The organism is Luteibacter sp. 9133 (assembly GCF_000800155.1).
In the GTDB taxonomy this organism is placed as follows: Bacteria; Pseudomonadota; Gammaproteobacteria; order Xanthomonadales; family Rhodanobacteraceae; genus Luteibacter; species Luteibacter mycovicinus.
The window spans coordinates 4,106,563-4,123,001 of the sequence record NZ_JUHO01000001.1; the positions used below are offsets into that span (position 1 = coordinate 4,106,563).

The window sequence follows — 16,439 nt, forward strand, 5'->3', positions numbered from 1 at the left end:
AGCGACCCATCTACCGGTCAAATAGCATCTATCTGCAGGGAGAGAAGCCATTTGTTCTCGCGACCAGCATATTGATCTCGAATGCGGTCTTCAACATGTTCAGCGTCCCACACCGCTGTTCGCTCCAAGGCCGAACACTCGGCGCGCGTGGCCGGCCGCATAATACCGGCATCATAAATCTGAAATTTCTCAGGATTGATCGGGTCTTGAATGAAGGTTGGCGGCGCCTTCAACGCTGCAACGCGCTCGGGACGAGCAGTAACAAAGGGCCACCGGCCGGTTGTAACTGCGCTGTTCATGACCGAAACATAAAACATCGGGGCCTGCCGAATGACCTCATCAATTTCCGAAGCGTTTCGACCGTCGAAGAAGGCAAATTGAGATTTCTCAAGGACGACAGCATAAGCTGTAGTCCCGGCTTCATCGAGTGCTATCGACACTACATCACCGACCCGGGGGCGCCCACCACGCTTCTTCGATTCATTCATTCACCGAACTCCGTTCGTGCGGCTTTGATGTATTCGTCAATCGAATCATTTGTGGGACTTATGCCATTAATTGCGTTTCCGGAGGTCCCTCCGGATCGCTGGGAACCGCCGTAATTGTCGATCATAATTTGCTCTTGGCCACGAATGGCGTTGGGATTCGACGAAGAATACATGAGGATGGCCGGACCGAACCCCTTTCCCGTCATGTGGTGATTGGCATCACGCCGAGCGACATTCTCGGTCGGCGACCGCGTCCCGCTCGTTCGACCCGTGTATATCTCGCGCGTGGCAGAGTTTGTCTTGATATAAATCTGATAGGTTTTTTCAGCTTTCGATTCTGTCTTAGGTAAATTTTCACCAACGTCTGTGCGCTGCTCCAGGCCTAGTTCCTGAGCAACTTGGTGTTCTGGAAATGTTTCCGGCAGCAGACCAGGCGCAAGGGTTGCGGGAGGCGTGAAGCCCGGAGCCGCCATGTTTGGACCAATTGGCGGATTAAGCCTGGACAAGGCCGCCCGAGTCTCAATGTCCAACTCATCTGCGTCAACTTCCTGCTGACCGTTCGGATCAACCATACGAACAGGATTGTTGATGGCGTAGGTAAAGCGCCCAAATCGCAGTGCGTTGCCCGCTGTGGTGCCGACCGGGTCCGCTGAAAGAAAGCGACCCACGCTCGGGTCGTAGTATCGGGCTTGCATGTAAACCAAGCCCGAATCGACATCGTTTACATGCCCCGTATATCCCGGCCCCTGCTCCGGCGTACCCAGCGCCTGCGTACCGTAAGGCCGGTAATCCGCACTGCTAAGGATATTTCCCGACGCATCGGCCTTGGCCAGCACCGTACCCTGAGGACTGGTGTAGTAGTAGGTCACGGTCTCCGCAGCGCGCGCCGATCCCGAGGCGGCGAACAGAAGTGCCAGAAGCAGCAGCGCCGCTGTGATCCAGTTCGGACCTCGCCGGCGTGATGAACGGACAGTGGTCGGAGAGACGGTTTCCATGGAGGCACTCCTGATCGTCATGGCGTCACACTCCGCGCGGGGCTGTAAGCCGAGCAGCCCACGGCGTTGCAGGCACGAACCATGTAGGTGATGCTGACGGTCTTGTCGTGCAGCGAGCTGAACGACAGGTCGGGTCCGTTGTAGACCAGCTGATTGTTCTCAAGCAGCTCGTAGCGTGTGGCATAGGGTTGGGCGACCCACTTGACCAGCACCGTCACCTTGGTGCCATGGTAGGTGTTCGTGAACGTGGGTCCGGGAGGAGCCGGCGGGATATTGGAGACGGTGACGACGGCCTGCCCGCTGTAGGGGCCGCATCCGCCGCCGTTGCACGCCTGCACCTGGTAGACATAGGTGCCATCCCCCCGGCCGCTGGTGGACCAATTGGTGGCGCCATTGTTCTGCACGCCGGTCCAGCCGCCTCCGTTCACGGACTCGATGAGGTTGTAGGACGTCGCTCCACCCACGCCAGTCCACGAGATGGTGTAGGCACCGCTATTGGTGGTTCCACCGCCGGCGATCGAAGGGGCCGACGACGGAGGTACGGTGACGATCACCACACCGCTGGTGGCATACCCGCTGCATCCGTTACCGTTGCATGCGCGGACGCGGTAGTACCAGTTGCCCGACGCCGGTTCATTGATCGTCGCGCTGGTCGCGGCACCGGCGAAGACCTGGACCCAGTTGCCATCCTGGCTGTGCTCGACCTGATACGAGGTGGCATAGCTGGAGGCGGCCCAGCTCAGCGCCGCGGCGCCTGTCGAACTGCCCGGTGCCGTGATGCTCGCTGGCGTTGGCGGCACATGCGCGACCGTCGCCGTCGAGGAAACGGTGGGCGTGCTGCAACCGTTCGCATTACACGCTGCCACACGGAATTGATAACTGCCGTCCGCCGGGCCGCTGACGGTCGTGCTGGTGGACGCGCCGGTGTAAAGCGTGGCCCAGGCGCCACCGTTGACCGACTGCTCGACCGTGTAGCTGGTCGCATGGCTCGCGGCCGACCAGCTCACGGCGATACTCGACAGGTCCTGAGCCGCGGCCGCCGTGACGGTAGCGGGCGCGCCGGGGGCCAGCGTCGACGGCGGCACCACGAAGGAACCCGACCCTGAGAGCAGCGTGTTCTCACCGCCGACGGGCGAGATGCCGTGGACGTAGATGGCCTCGCCCGCGTACTCGCCGCGCTGCTCTTCTGTGAGCGGGATGCTGAAGCGATGCTTGGTGCCGGTCGAGTGGCAATCGGCCTGGATCGTCTCCTCACTATCCAGGTTGGCGGTGAACGCACCGATACCCGTGCCGGAACCGGCCGGACCGCCGACGTAAAGGTGCACATCCACCGACGCGGCCAGTCCGCTGGCGCATGCCCATCCCGTGATGACTGCGTCGGTGCCGGTGCTTACGCCTTCGATGGTCCCGAGGATGACCGAGGTGGCAGCTTTGCGGCTGGCCACCAGCTTCTTGCCCAGATAGACAAAACTGGTGCCCGCCGTGGTCGCGTTGTCGTATTGCCACATCAGCTGCCCTGCGCTGTTGTAGGCGTAGTAGGTCGTGCCTTGAGGCGTTACCGCCTTCACCCGGTGGTCCGACGCGTCGTAGAGATAGTCGCCCTTTCCGTCGACGGACAGCAGTCGATTGGCCAGGTCGAAGGTCATCGCCTGCGTGTCTTTCTTGGTCGTATTGCCCTGGGCGTCGTAGGTGAAACTGTGCACCGTCGCCCCATTGTTGCTGATCGAGGCCAGGCGATTGTTCGCGTCGTAGGTGTAGGTGTTCGTGCCGTTGCTGTCGGTCAGGCTGCGGATGTTGTTGAGGGTATCGTAGGTGTAGCTTTCCGTACCCCAAAGATTGTGGGCGGTGACCGACATCAAGCGACTCAGACCATCGTAGGTCATGGTGCGCGTGCGTTGATCCGACCCCGACTGGTCGGTGATGCCGACGATGTTCCCCACGGCGTCGTACGTCATGTCTTCGCTCACCGCCGGCTGAGCGGCAGAGCCAAAACTGAAATTCAGCAGGAGCTTGCGATCGTTTTGCTCGGCGGAATAGACCGCGCCGTTGCCCAGCGTCGCCGCTTGCAGCTCTCCGTTGGCAAAATAGGTCGCGCCCGTCGCATACGCACCTGCCGTCGTCGGCTGACCCAGCGCGTTCGGCGTGGCCGCAACGGTGGTGCCATCGGGATATTGCGTGCTCGCCAGGCTTCCGTTGCCGTCGTAGCCATAGCCCAGGGTCCACGACCAACCGTCCACCGAGAGCACCTCGGCCGTCAGTAGCCCAAGCTTGTTGCGACCGTATGCCCACGATGCCGAACCGGTGGCATTGGCGTTGCTTCCGGCGCTGGCCGAGACCGCCGATGCAAGCTTACCGAGCGCGTCGTAGGTGAAGGTGGTCGCCAGCGCGCCATTCGGATAGGTGACCGAGGTGACGCGATTCATCGCGTCGTAGGCACTGACCGTCTTTGCCGAGTCCGCGACCTGATCGTAGCCACAACCGTCCCCGTTGAAGGGCTGACCCGCCGCGGTCCACACCACGTTATCCGCCGCATCGTAGGCGGTCATCGTGCTCCCGGTCTCCGGCTCCCAGGACCGGCACACCCGATGCTGTCCGTCGTAGGCCGTGGTCCGGGTGAGATCGCCTTGCACGACTGCCAGCACGTTGCCGTAGATATCGCGAGTGATCGTTTGGGTGACGCTTTCCGGCGCTTCCACCTTCACCACGTTGTCGAAGCCCGGCTGGTCAAACACCTGGAAGTGACTGGTCGTCACATTGCCCTTCGGGTCGGTTACGGTGCGCGCCCCACCGGCCGGGTAGGCCGTCGTAGACACCAGATTGTTCAGTTCGGAAAACTGGGTGGTGGTCACCGGACGCCCCAACACGTCGTAGGCGGTTCGGGTGCCCTGCACCAGCGCACCAAGGTCGAGCGTGCCCGACTGGGGATATGACTCGAACGTCTTGCGTCCAGCCCAGTCGTATTCGGTGCTCGACGAGACCGCCAGGGCACCGGTGGTGGCATCGGACCTTGTCGCCAGGACGGGACGCAGGAGAACGTCGAAGTCGGTCCGCTGACTCAGGTTGCCCTGCGTGATCGTGCGGACCCAATGGCTGCCGCCCAGCCCACGAGCATCGGCGGAAAACACATACGCGTAGGTCTTAGGCGCCCATGCGGTGCTGTCGCCCGCCGGGTAATCCACACGTGCAATGCGCCCGATGGCGTCGTAACCATAACTTGTCTTGGAACCGGCCTGATCGGTGATTGCGGCGATCTGCCCCAATCCATCGACAGCCACCGTCTGGCTGGTGCTGTCGGGGTAGCCAATGGTGGTGGGAATGCCGCGGACGTAGCTGCCCAGCGTGGTGGTCTTTCCATTGCCATCGGTGAAGCTGGCGAGCTGGCCTTGCGCGTCGAACGTGTAGTCCATGACCTTCACGCCAAAGCTGTCGCGTTCGACCGGTGTCGCGGTGCCTGGGTCATAGACAGTGTTGCTGACTGTCTCGCCGCTCGTCAGGTTGTCTGTCTGCGAGGGAAGTCCGAGCACCCACAAGGCGGTGTTATCCGTGGCGGTCGACCGCTCACTGACGCTGTAGCCGAAGTTGTTGGATCGGGTCACATCCTGCGGTCGCGCAAAGACATCAAAAGCGGTGACATTCCACAGGTAAATGTCGGGCGTCGCGTTGGCTGCGGGGTCGACCGTCGTCTGTCGCGTCGTCATCGGCAGTTGCTCTTGCAACTGAGCCGTGTTGATGCGCTGCTGGGGCGCATAACCCCAGGGGTGAACGTAGGCTGCTGCCCGCGCGTCCTGTGTCGCATCGGGGTTCACATAGCTGTACGCGGTCGTGCGACGCAAAGCGGTGGTCGTGTCGCCGTCGAAGACCTCTTCCTTGAGCAGCTGGCTCTCCGTCCAGTCGTACCGGTTGGAGAAGGTGCTGCGCTCCACATGACCATCGGGATACGCCACATCGGTAGACACGGTCGTGGCGCAGGCCACCGTCGTGCAGTCTTGTGCCCAACTTTCGTTGGCCGCCGAGTAGCTGTAGCTCCACCCCAACCCATTCGGCGGCAGGCCCGTGCCGGTCAGCACCCGCTGCGTGATGGCCATGCTGTAGGACGCGTTGGGGATAGCCGCCCAGGTGCCCGGATAATTGGGCGTGGCAGGCACGTTCGGCCCGGACATGCACTCTTGCGGCACATACGAGCGCCCACGTTTGAGCGGCGCGACGGTGTAGCTCGCTGCCAGGCCCGAGGGGTGCGTCACCGTGGCGGTGATCGGCGGGCTGTCCATGTTGCCCGGCACGCCAATCGCGCCGCAGGTACCTCCGGACGTACGAGAATCGATCCATGCGCCATTGAGCGGGTCGAGGTTATACCCCCAGTTACTCCCGTCCGGTTGCTGCACCGAGGTCAGCGTGTAGACCAGATTCGCGGTCGACTTCACATAACTGTAGGTCCACGTCCGCGTGCCCGCATCGCCGCCCTGAACGGTGATCGTGCTGACACGATGGCTGCTGGCCCCGGTGTCCGGATCGGTCTCGTACGTGAGGGTGACATGGCGACCGTCCGACGCAGCGATGTCGGTGACATCATCCCCGCTGTAGGTGTAAGAAACCGAATTACCGAAGCGGTCTTCGATGCGGGTCACCAGCATCCGGCCTTCGCGGCGAGTGATGAAGTCCTCGGCGGACGCAAAGATGTGGATCCCGGCAAACGTCTCCGGGCCGGAACCGAGCGGACGCGTCAACGACGGCATGTATCGATAGGCGATGTGGTCCAGCCAATACTTGGTGCCATCCGGTGACACGGCCAGGAAGCCTTCGATGGATGCATCGTTAGCCGCCTGCGGCAAACAGCCCACCGCCCAGTTGGCACGGGTCACGATGGGGTAAGCGAGCCCCGCCACGCCAGGCGTGGCCGTGTTCGCCGCAGACCGCGTCAGCAGATCCTGGTTGCCCTGACCCGGGATGCGCAGTTGGTAGCCCTGCCACCAGGTCTTGGGCTCCCAGTCGGCGCGCTCCGAATCGCCCGTGGGGGCGGCAACGCTGGGCGGTGGCCCGAAGCTCGAGCAGATCGCGTTGGGATTGCTCGCCGCGACCTGCCATCCGGTGACGTTGTTCTGGTCCGCCGTGACCGTGAAGATCTGGGGTAGTTCGATATCCCAGTCGCCGAAAGCGCGCGCCTGAAGATCGGGGCGATCTTCCACGCCGTGAAGCGCGAACGTGCGGCCGATGGTCAAGGCAGGTCCGGTGCCTGACAGGGAGACGTCGGTCTGGCTGAAGCTGAGCGAGCCATCTTGCAACCCGATGCGTTCGCCGAACGGCGTGTCACCCAGCGGCTGGATGTCTTCGTTGACCTTGATGAGCTTTTTGTACTCATCCTCAGGCTTGGCGGTGGTCTGGCCGAGCGCAACGGCAGGCACGCCCGCCACGCACAAGAGCATGACTATCCACAGCCCGCGCATCATCGGACGCGCATGGCGCGTCCACCCCTGATTCGTCCCTTGCATCGCTTTCCCCAGCCAGTGGCCCCCGATCGAGCGTCCGACTTTAGAAATCAATTCGGGACGAGTACAAGCGTGTTCGTCTATGTCAAGAGCGAGTGAAAGCCATCAGCGTCGGCGCAAAGCGTTTGCACTACAGTGGGTTGCTTCGTACTTTCCTAGTGGCTGTAGGGTTTCGCCTACACAACGCGGTGGAGGACACCTACAAGTCGCGACTCTTCTGCTGAGTACGGCACCGGGGGCAGGCGGGAATGCGAACGAAGGGAACGGTTGCATGTCGATCGTCAGTCGCAGACGCGGCGATCTGCGCGCCTCGGGATGCAATGAAGATCACAGCGCTATCGGTTCAACGCGTCAAGACTTGCCTGAGCCGCCCCGACCGAGCACCGCGGCTTCCAAAGGAACCAAAAGCTCACCTGGTTCGTCCTGAAAGTGTCGGGCTATTCACCATGATCGAGTTTTGCTGCTCGCAGACGGCGCTCGAAACGCCTCGAAATAGGCGATAGCGCTCGATGTAACTCTGAACATAGCCGCAAGCTTCTTGCACGGAACGTTTAACGTACGCTTCCGCAATCTCACCTGCCATCGGCTCTGACCGCCAGCTGGCATAGGCACGTTCGAGTCCCATCTCCGGTTTGTACATCGGCAGCCCCGAATGCCTCCATCAAGGGCGTGCTACGTTCAGCAAGAATCACAGACATGCCCCGCTTGCCGCCAGCCCCGGCCTGCTGCATATTTCGCCCTCTTCCCGACTGAGGCACGCGCATGGAATGGAGCGACGTCCGCATATTCCTTGCCGTGCTCAGAAGCGGCTCCTACGGTGAGGCGGCACGTCGTCTCGGGGTAAGTCACCCTACGATCGGGCGGCGGATCAAGGTGCTTGAAGGCGAGGCGGGACAAGCCTTGTTCCGGCGCACCTCGGACGGACTTGTCCTGACCGATGCCGGCGATGGCATCGTAAGCGCCGCCGAGGCGATGGAGCAGTCCGCGCTGTCGATGGAGCGCCGTCTCCTGGGAAACCACGAACGACTGGAGGGCATTCTGCGCATTGGATGCGCCGACTGGTTCGCGGCTTACGTGCTCGCGCCGGTGTTCATGGCACTGATCGGCCAGCATCCCGCCGTGGTTCCCGAGGTCATCGCGGGATACCGTTTGTCGGATCTCGCTCGTCGCGATGTGGACATCGCTTTTCGCATCGTGCCGTTTACCGAACCGGACGTGGTTCAGCGTCGCCTGATGAGCATGCCCTACGGACTTTACGGATCGCCCGCGACGTTGAAGCAAATGGCCGACGATCCTGCATCCGTCGGCCTGATCGTCATGAATGAAGCACAGTCGCACTTTCCTGATGTTGCATGGATGCGCGACCGATTTCCCGGCGCTCGCCTCGCATTCGCCAGCACCAGTCGGTCGGTGCAGGCGCAGATGTGCCTCCGGGGCGCGGGTCTGGCGGTCCTCCCACGCCCGCTGGGCAACGCGACGGCGGGTTTGCTGCGCGTCGATGCCGGTGAGGCGCCGCCCAGCCGGGACGTGTGGGTGGGATACCACCAGGATCTCAAGCGGATGGACAGGCTTCGCGCGTTGATCGAGATCGCGGACGCCATGCTCTCGACCCCCGATCAGGCCTCATGAAGCACTCCGGTTGCCCTGTCTTACGCTTCGCGCTTAGAACGCCCTGAAGAGACTACGGAGCACCACGATCGAATCGGTGAAGTTCTTCACGTCATCCATCACTTGCCGGGTTTTTGGACTTGCCAGGGCGTCGTGTACACCCTGCTCCGACGAAAAGGTGTAGACGCCGATCGAGATCCAGTTTCCGCCCTCGGCGTACGGGAAGAATGCTTCCGCCGATTGAAGCCCATGCTCGCCCCAGCACGCCCTGGCCAACGGAAGGTGCTCGTTGGCGTAGTAGTCCCGGTCGAAGCGCGTCCCGGCATCACCCGTGCAGATCACCATCATCTTCGTCATCGTCTTTCACCTGTGTTTTTGCCGCCCTCGAAAAGGGGCGAGAGCTCATGCGGCGATGCCGCCGTCGACGAGAATGCCCGAGCCTGTGACGTAGGCAGCCCCAGGACCCGCGAGGAAGGCAACGGCTTCGGCGACCTCCTGGGTCTTCCCGTAGCGGGGAATGGAAAGGCTCGGGAGAATGGACGCGGCGAGAGAGCCATCGGCAGGGTTCATATCGGTGTCGATGGGACCCGGACGAACCAGATTGACGGTGATGGCACGAGCGCCGAGCTCGCGGGCGAGACCGCGGGTGAAGCTTTCCATCGCGGACTTGGTTGCCGCGTAGACCGCGATGCCCGCAAACGGAACGGTCAAACCCGCGTTGCTTCCGATCGTGATGATACGCCCGCCGTCCGGGATGTGTTTCAACGCCGCCTGCGTGGTTACGAAAACGCCGCGCACATTGACGTTGAGCAGCAGGTCCATGTCCTCGAGGGACTGGTCAGGAAAAGGACCAGCGACGAGGACGCCAGCGTTATTTACTAGGATATCGAGACCACCCAGATCGGCCACGGCGCGTTCGACCGCCGTGATCGAGGCCTCCGGATTTGCCGCGTCGGCCTGGATGGCTAGGGCACGGCGGCCCAGGGCGCGCATGTCGGCGACGATGGCCTCGGCCTTCTCCATCGACTTCTCGTAGGTGATCGCGACGTCTGCGCCATCGGCGGCCAGTTTCTTCGCGATAGCCGCGCCGATGCCGCGTGCGGCACCGGTAACGAGGGCACGTTTACCGGCCAGCGGAAGGGATGAGTCGGTCACGGCAAGGCCACCTGTGGGCAATCGTTTTGTCGCGGGAAGATCATGTCTCTCCAACCTTCTCGCATCGCTCAACCCTCGTCCTGCCACCGGCGAAGATCGGTCTGATCGTGGTAAGGCATGCGATCCGGTGTGGTGATGAATTCCATCGTCGTACCCCAGGGCATCTGGCAATAGCAGACCTTGTTGCCGGGGCCTTTCTCGGTCGCATAGGGAATGGGGCGCGGTGCGGTAAGCGGCTTGCCGCCCGCGTTCTCGAAGCGCGCCACGGAGGCGTCGATATCGTCGGTGTACAGCGCGAAATGCGTGATACCGAAGTCGCTCGCGCGGATGGGCTGCGCCTGCTCCGGCCCATGCATCTCGAACAGTTCGATATCGGGGCCGGTCCCGATCTTCATCATCGCCTGAGCCCGGACGACGGTGCCGGGATAGGCGCCCACTGCCCGCTCGAACTCGGGGCCTTGTCGCGGCGGATCCTGCGGACCGAAGGACTGATAAAGAAGCTCGGCACCGAACGCCTCCATGAGGAAGGATTTCGCTGCCTCGATGTCCGGGACGGTGATACCGACGTGATTGACGCCGCGAATTTCAGGAGCGGACATGATGGTTTCCGTTTGAGATGAGAGTTGGAAGAGTGAGGAAAGGACTCGCTGGCGTACTTTCCAGGGATCACGTGGCTTCGAGAAAACCGAGCAGCGCCGCGGCAACCTCCCCGGGCTGCTCATCGGCGACATAGTGACCACACCTCTCGATCGAGCCGCCCGTTACGTTCGTCGCGAACTCTTTCAGCATCGACACCATGCGCGGGCCGAACCGCCGGTCGCCGCCCAGGGCAAGCACCGGCATGTCGAGCGGTTGCGTCTTGTACTCCAGCGCAGCGGCGTGATCGCTAGCGAGCGTTCGGTACCACTCCATACCGCCGCGTGTGCGCCCGGGAAGCGCCATGGCTTTCGCGAAGATATCGATATCGATCGGATTGAAGCTGCTGTGGTCGTAAAAACGCTCCGCCATGAAGGCCGCGACGTAGTCGTATTCCCGGCCATGGATCATCCGTTCGGGCAGATCGCGATTCATATGGAACGAGAAGTGCCAGAGCCTTGCGATGGTCTCCTCCCACTCACTCCAACCCGGGAGGGGAACGTCGAGCACCGCGAGATGACTGACCGCATCCCGGAACAACGCCGCTTGCGCCAGCGCGACCATGCCGCCTATATCGTGCCCGCATACCGCGTAGCGCTCATGGCCGAGGGAACGCATGACCTCGTGTGCGTCGCGTGCCATCGTCGCCTTGTCGTAGCCATCGAGCGGGCAATCGGAAAAGCCTGCGCCGCGCAGATCGACAGCGACGACACTGAGATGCCCGGCGAGTAACGGCATCACGTGATGCCACTCCCACCAGGTTTCAGGCCAGCCGTGCAGGAGAAGGACGGGCGGACCTTTGCCGCCGGTAACGGCATGGATCCTGATGCCGTTTACCGCCATCAGCTGCTGGCTGAAGCCCGCTACGGTCGGATGCATGTCGAACTTCATCGAAGAATGGCCTTGGTTTGCACCGGCGGATCGCGCCGATGCCTTTTAAGCTACCAAGAGGCGTTTGCTTCGAGCACTGACAAAGCTGCGCATTGAATGTGCAGATATGTTCGGGGGCGGATACAGCGAACGACGGCGCCGTGAACCGGCCTTCCGGACAACTCACTGGGGAGAAGGCGTCGCGTGACCCACATCGCGACCCTGTTATCGCGCGGAAAGCTCCCACTTCATCTGCTTCAACCAGAGTTTCAGTCGTTTCACGTCATCGAAAGAACGAAGATCCTGTTCGAACGCCTTGATGTAATGGCGCAGGTCGGTGAGGCTCGCGGTGAGATGGCGCTTCACACTCGCCGGTGACACCGTCGCCATCGGGCCCAGCCCGCATCGGGCCAGGTATTCGAAGTGCACCTCGGAAAGCTCCTGGTCGAGCCCACGCAGCTGCTCCTTGAGGATCGTATTCCAGCGTTTGAGGCGTTCCTCGCCGATGCTATCCAGCGCCATCTGGTCGATGTGCTCCAGTTCGAGCTGGATCGCGAGCAGGTCCAGCAAGCTGCGGCTGGCGTAAGCTCCGTTGACCCGCTGCATCAGGACTGCCTTGCGTTCGCGTTCCACGGGGTCGGGTTCGCGGTCGGGATGCAGCATGCTGGCCAGCTTGCGGTAGACCTCACGCAGGGACTGGTGGACTTCCGCCTCCTCGGCACGCGCGCGCTCCTCGGCGGCTTTCGGCTTCTTTGCCTTCTTTCGCTCGGCGTGAAACTCCTCCTTCGCTTCGCGATGCCTGCGCTCGGCATCTTCCTGCTCGTCGAGTTGTCTCTGGATATGACGGAGCACGGCTTCAGGCGAATTCAGGTCGACGTCGTCGGCGATATCGACACCGAACTCGGTCTCCAACGTTTGCTTCAGATCCGCCAGGGCCTCGGCGCTCTTCGCGTCGTCCGCCCCGCTGTAGCGACGACAGAGTTCCTCGACGGCGGGATCGTCGCTTGACTCCATGAGGTCGCCGGCGATGTGACTGATGAGATCCTCGATCGTCTGGCGCTCGCCCTTGGTCAGCCCCTTTGCGTCGTGCGACTGATCGAGCTTATGCAGCATCTGAATGCGTATTGCGTCGAAGCTGTTCTGCAGCGGCACGACTTCGTCGGTGTACCGGCGCCGGAAGTCGGTGCCGAAGACCTCCCACTCGGCCAACGTCGCACGGCGCTTGGCGATCTTCTCGCTGAGCGTATTGAAGGCTTTCTGGCCCTTCGACAACGGCTTTTCGTTGCCATCGCCGGCGACTTTGATAGCGTTAATCGTTTTCTTCGTCATGTAACCATTCCGACATGATCCTCAGGCGCCCAACAACGATTTCACTTCGTTCTGGCTCGGCAAGCAGACCGGGTAACGTATTGATAAAATCCGGATTTACAAGCAGGTTGGCAAAGGTGCGTCCTACCGCGTGGCGGACAGCAATAGGAGCCGTCGTCAGCTCCCGAACCAGTTCCTCTCGGCCATCAACAATATTCAGTACGTCTTCGAGGTCGTGACTGGCGGCAATATCACAAGCGCCGCGATCGGCAAACGCCTCCAACTTCGTCGCGACGAACGCAACGGCACTGGCCACACGGATCGCAAGCTCGTCGCCGAGGTTGAGAACTTCTGCTGTCGCCACTGTAAACGGGTACCACCGGTTCGAAAATCCCAGCACTCCGGCGTCCACAGGCATCAGATCAAAGATGACCCCGGACTCGCGATGGATCCAGCGGCAAATGACGCCGCTGTCCACATCCCGGCGAAAGCCTCGCTCGGCAACGCGCTCCTCCACTCGGTGAAACTGCGCACGCGCTGCTTGCACTACCGCATCGACGTCTCTCGTCGCGCGAACGCTTTCGGCCAGCGGATCGGTAATCAGCAAGCCAGCAACCGCACCTCCAATAAAGACGACTTGCTCGCGAAGATCGCCCAGCGCCTCGGCGACCAAACGTAGGTATGGAAGATTCGGATCATCCTGGCGCATCGGCAGTTCTCAGTTCGTTGGCCAGATAGTCTGCCGCCAGAGAGCGTTCGCGCGCGCGGCCTGATCGCAGCGCGTCCTGTAGGGCGAGGAGGCGATGCAACGTCGGGTCTCTCAGCGCCGCGAACGGGACGGACCGATATAAAGGACTCAGGATTGGCCCCTTCGCGCTTCCGCCGATGTGTGCCCAGACCGGCGCTTCGCCGGGAACGGCGGTGATCGCATCAGACAACGGCTCAGCCCCAAAGCTGGTCGGGACCCCTCGCTTGACCGGCCCGAGGACCGCAGGCCAGACGTATCTAACTCCGTGCAGGGCAAAATCCAACAACGCAGGTCGAACCGGCGACCAATCGCCACGGCCGGAGCTCACCGCTAGCCCCGACGCCACGGCGCGCTTCACGCTGGCATGCACCTCCGAGGGGCTCATCGAAAGTGCTTGACCCAGCGCGGCATACGTCCAGCGCTGCCGCGGATTAGCCGCGACTTTGAGCAGCACGAGAAGATCCTGCGGTTTCAGTTCCACGGCGGCGCCTCATATTCGCTATTCGCGAATAGCGAATATGCGTTACCGGCGGGCTGCGATCAAGGCCTGATCCCGGCAAAGCGTACTTCACAGCTCCTCTCGCGGCCTTAAACCGCCTCACCGGAATGACCACCGACACGGCAAGCAGCCGCCCCTCCCGCGGCGGAAGGCTTCTGCTCATTCGACGCGCGGCGGATTCCGGATCGGTCCTGACCACTGCTGGATAAGGCGCAACCAACGCCCGAACGGATCCGGATTCCACACGAAGGTGCCCACGCTCTCCGCAGGCATCCGGTACTCGAAGCGGCGCCCACCCTCCACCACCGACACCGTACGCGCCTCTGTACGGATGTTGACCAGCACGAGCACGATCGATCCGTCGGTCTCATTGCGGAAGGCCACATTGGCCAGTCCCATCTCCGCATCGGTGTCGTTGGACTTGATCCGCACGGCGCCGGGAAGGACGAAGCGGCTGAAATGCCCGAGCGCGTAGTACTCGTCATTCCGGCTCACGCGGCCCGTCGTCGAGTCGACGGTGATCACCCCTTTGCATGCCGCACATCCGCCGAAGTGCGGCCCGTGATTTTCGTCGAGGGCGAGATTCCAGTAGATGACGCCACGTGCCCATTGCCGGGTGCCCGTGACCAGAAGATTGCGCGTAAACCACAGCAGCTCGCCATTCATGCTCAGCGGCCAGTCGCCTCCGGAGCATTCGGTGATGAACGTATCCTTGTCGGGATGCGCGCGATGGACGGTACCCTGTTCGTGCTGGCTGCCTTCGTAGCAGTGCCAGGCGACGCCGTCGACGTAGGGCGCCGCGTCCGGATCGCCGAGCACGGCCAGCGGCTCCTCGGGATGACTCCAGTTATGGTCCCACTCGAAGATCCGCGTACGTGGCGAGCGCCCGGCGAGCTTCGGCCCGAGGTATCGACCGATGATGCGCGCGCGTGTCTGGGGCGACATGGGCATCGCCAGGTAGCTGATCGGAGAAAACCTCGGCTCGTTCTGCAAGGTCAGCGCGTAAATCGGAATACCGTGGCGCCGATACGCGTCGACGTAGCGCACGAGATAGTCGGCATAAGCGCCCTCATATGTCTCGAGCAGTTCGCCGCCGATCAGGTTCTCGCTCGTCTTCATCCATACCGGTGCGCTCCATGGCGACGCGACGATCCGCAAGCCAGGGTTGATGGCGAGGGACTCCTGCACCACCGGGATCAGGTCGGGGATGTTCTCCGCGACATTGAAGTGTTTCAGGTCGGGATCGGTCGCACCGAACGGCAGATCGTCGAGCGTGTAGAAGTGCGGCGAGAAATCGGACGCACCGATGGTCAGGCGCATCATGTTGAAGTTGAGACCGGGCGGCGGTCCGTAAAGCTCCTTCATCAACGCATCGCGCTGAACTTCGCCCAGCGTGTTGTGCAGAAGCCAGGCGGACGAGTCCGTCATCGCCGCGCCGAAACCGACGATGGACTGATAGGCGACGTCGCTGTCGATCACGATGTCGGCAGGCGACGATGTGGCCTTCGTCATCGCAACGCCGGGCTCCGCCGTAAGTTTCTTTCGATGATCCGCCGTACTCAGCCAGACATCGACGGTGGGCAGGATCGGACCGGCCGGCGGCATGACGTCGCTGCGGGCTATCGACGGGCGCTGGGAGCGCGGAGCGTTGAGCACCGCCACCGTGATCGCCGCGATCAATACCATGAAGAACACCGCCAACGAACGGGACGGCTCGCGCGCTTCACCCATGCCGGACGCCTGTCCGCTCGACCGCGCGGCAACTCACGTCGCTGAAGCCCGTCGTGCTTCGATGCGTTCGCGGATCCGTGCCGAGTCCGCACTCGACACCGCGTTGTAGACGAACATGCACAGGTCCGGCCGGCCATCCACGGCAAACGCCGAATACTCCAGCTCGAGCAGCCCGAGTTCCGGGTGATGAATGCGCTTGAGACCTTCGCCATGCGCGCGTACGTCGTTATCGAGCCACATCGCCTCGAACTCCGGACTGATGCGCGAAAGGTCTTCGACGAACTGGCCGATCTCCGCGGTCGCTCCGGCGCGCGCCACGTCCGCACGAAACGCACCGACGACGAAGCGAGCCACGCTTTCCCAGTCGTCCTGGTGAGCACGCACGCGCTGGTTCGAGAACATCAGATGGAGGATGTTGCGCTGGTCGGGAGGCAGCAGCGCGTAGTCGGTCAGCACGGCGGCGGCGGCCTCATTCCACGCCACGACATCCCACAAAGCCGTCCGCACGATCGCGGGGCTGACCTCGAACGCATCGAGCACGCGTTGCAGCCGCGGGGATACACCATCGGCCGCACGGTAGTGCACTTCAGGCGGCCGGCCGAGCCCGAGCATGAAAAGGTGCTCGCGCTCCGGCTCGGTCAGCATCAGGCCGACGGCGATGCGGTTGAGTACGTCGGCGGATGGCGCACCGCCCCGGCCCTGCTCCAGCCACGTGTACCAGGTGGGACTGATGTTGGCGCGCTGGGCGACTTCTTCGCGACGCAGGCCCTTCGTGCGCCGCCGGCCGCCGACGAAACCGAATGTGGCGGGGTCCAGCCGGGTGCGCCGGTCTCGCAGGAAGGTACCGAGTGGGTTGTCGACAGGGACGGACATGGCGATCCTGTTGGTTCCTATACCACGATAACGTCACTACTTTAA

The 16,439-nt window shown here is 62.4% G+C and carries 13 protein-coding genes; 1 reads left to right on the top strand and 12 read right to left on the bottom strand.

Annotated elements, in window-relative coordinates:
- Positions 1-17: 17 nt before the first annotated feature.
- Genes FA87_RS17965 through FA87_RS17980 form a run of 3 tightly spaced genes read right to left on the bottom strand, consistent with a single transcriptional unit; the run spans position 18 to position 6,903 of the window.
- Complete coding sequence (locus FA87_RS17965; protein WP_051943204.1) at positions 18-488, bottom strand: Imm26 family immunity protein; 471 nt, start codon at positions 486-488, stop codon at positions 18-20.
- Entirely contained in the window at positions 485-1,483 is a 999-nt protein-coding gene (locus FA87_RS20070; RefSeq protein WP_052191430.1) for an RHS repeat-associated core domain-containing protein, read from the bottom strand. The genes FA87_RS17965 and FA87_RS20070 overlap by 4 nt, the downstream gene beginning before the upstream one ends.
- Before the next feature lie 17 nt (positions 1,484-1,500).
- Positions 1,501-6,903 (bottom strand): hypothetical protein, encoded by a 5,403-nt coding sequence (locus tag FA87_RS17980; RefSeq protein WP_197062444.1) that lies wholly within the window; start codon positions 6,901-6,903, stop codon positions 1,501-1,503.
- A gap of 825 nt (positions 6,904-7,728) precedes the next feature.
- On the opposite strand from FA87_RS17980, the gene FA87_RS17985 reads away from it, so the two are divergent.
- Positions 7,729-8,595 carry a LysR family transcriptional regulator gene (locus tag FA87_RS17985; RefSeq protein ID WP_043696468.1) on the top strand — a complete coding sequence of 289 codons (867 nt, stop codon included), beginning with the start codon at positions 7,729-7,731 and terminating at the stop codon, positions 8,593-8,595.
- Between the two features lie 33 nt (positions 8,596-8,628).
- Here the strand turns inward: FA87_RS17985 and FA87_RS17990 are convergent, their stop codons facing one another.
- The 9 genes from FA87_RS17990 to FA87_RS18030 all read right to left on the bottom strand — a co-directional run bounded on the left by FA87_RS17990 (position 8,629) and on the right by FA87_RS18030 (position 16,394).
- Entirely contained in the window at positions 8,629-8,931 is a 303-nt protein-coding gene (locus tag FA87_RS17990; RefSeq protein WP_043696471.1) for an EthD family reductase, read from the bottom strand.
- A 45-nt stretch (positions 8,932-8,976) separates the two neighbouring features.
- Positions 8,977-9,729, bottom strand: a complete 753-nt coding sequence (locus FA87_RS17995; RefSeq protein ID WP_043696474.1) for an SDR family oxidoreductase — start codon at positions 9,727-9,729, stop codon at positions 8,977-8,979.
- A gap of 68 nt (positions 9,730-9,797) precedes the next feature.
- Positions 9,798-10,328, bottom strand: a complete 531-nt coding sequence (locus FA87_RS18000; protein WP_043696477.1) for a VOC family protein — start codon at positions 10,326-10,328, stop codon at positions 9,798-9,800.
- 67 nt (positions 10,329-10,395) lie between these two features.
- Positions 10,396-11,244 (bottom strand): alpha/beta hydrolase, encoded by an 849-nt coding sequence (locus tag FA87_RS18005; protein WP_043698461.1) that lies wholly within the window; start codon positions 11,242-11,244, stop codon positions 10,396-10,398.
- Positions 11,245-11,460: 216 nt separating this feature from the next.
- Positions 11,461-12,564: a J domain-containing protein gene (locus tag FA87_RS18010; protein ID WP_043696479.1), complete on the bottom strand. Its 1,104-nt coding sequence runs from the start codon at positions 12,562-12,564 to the stop codon at positions 11,461-11,463.
- Positions 12,545-13,252: a nucleotidyl transferase AbiEii/AbiGii toxin family protein gene (locus tag FA87_RS20495; protein ID WP_081907312.1), complete on the bottom strand. Its 708-nt coding sequence runs from the start codon at positions 13,250-13,252 to the stop codon at positions 12,545-12,547. The genes FA87_RS18010 and FA87_RS20495 overlap by 20 nt, the downstream gene beginning before the upstream one ends.
- Positions 13,239-13,772 (bottom strand): hypothetical protein, encoded by a 534-nt coding sequence (locus tag FA87_RS18020; protein WP_036109418.1) that lies wholly within the window; start codon positions 13,770-13,772, stop codon positions 13,239-13,241. Before FA87_RS18020 ends, FA87_RS20495 begins: the two co-directional genes overlap by 14 nt.
- Positions 13,773-13,949: 177 nt before the next feature.
- Entirely contained in the window at positions 13,950-15,521 is a 1,572-nt protein-coding gene (locus FA87_RS18025; protein WP_052191431.1) for a glycoside hydrolase family 30 beta sandwich domain-containing protein, read from the bottom strand.
- 33 nt (positions 15,522-15,554) lie between these two features.
- Positions 15,555-16,394: a helix-turn-helix transcriptional regulator gene (locus tag FA87_RS18030; protein WP_043696486.1), complete on the bottom strand. Its 840-nt coding sequence runs from the start codon at positions 16,392-16,394 to the stop codon at positions 15,555-15,557.
- Between the last annotated feature and the right edge of the window lie 45 nt (positions 16,395-16,439).

Bases quoted from the DNA above. Each gene is read 5' to 3' on its own strand.
- FA87_RS17965 (WP_051943204.1), bottom strand. From the start codon at position 488: ATGAATGAATCGAAGAAGCGTGGTGGGCGCCCCCGGGTCGGTGATGTA.
- FA87_RS20070 (WP_052191430.1), bottom strand. From the start codon at position 1,483: ATGGAAACCGTCTCTCCGACCACTGTCCGTTCATCACGCCGGCGAGGT.
- FA87_RS17980 (WP_197062444.1), bottom strand. From the start codon at position 6,903: ATGCTCTTGTGCGTGGCGGGCGTGCCTGCCGTTGCGCTCGGCCAGACC.
- FA87_RS17985 (WP_043696468.1), top strand. From the start codon at position 7,729: ATGGAATGGAGCGACGTCCGCATATTCCTTGCCGTGCTCAGAAGCGGC.
- FA87_RS17990 (WP_043696471.1), bottom strand. From the start codon at position 8,931: ATGACGAAGATGATGGTGATCTGCACGGGTGATGCCGGGACGCGCTTC.
- FA87_RS18000 (WP_043696477.1), bottom strand. From the start codon at position 10,328: ATGTCCGCTCCTGAAATTCGCGGCGTCAATCACGTCGGTATCACCGTC.
- FA87_RS18005 (WP_043698461.1), bottom strand. From the start codon at position 11,244: ATGCATCCGACCGTAGCGGGCTTCAGCCAGCAGCTGATGGCGGTAAAC.
- FA87_RS18010 (WP_043696479.1), bottom strand. From the start codon at position 12,564: ATGACGAAGAAAACGATTAACGCTATCAAAGTCGCCGGCGATGGCAAC.
- FA87_RS20495 (WP_081907312.1), bottom strand. From the start codon at position 13,252: ATGCGCCAGGATGATCCGAATCTTCCATACCTACGTTTGGTCGCCGAG.
- FA87_RS18025 (WP_052191431.1), bottom strand. From the start codon at position 15,521: ATGGGTGAAGCGCGCGAGCCGTCCCGTTCGTTGGCGGTGTTCTTCATG.
- FA87_RS18030 (WP_043696486.1), bottom strand. From the start codon at position 16,394: ATGTCCGTCCCTGTCGACAACCCACTCGGTACCTTCCTGCGAGACCGG.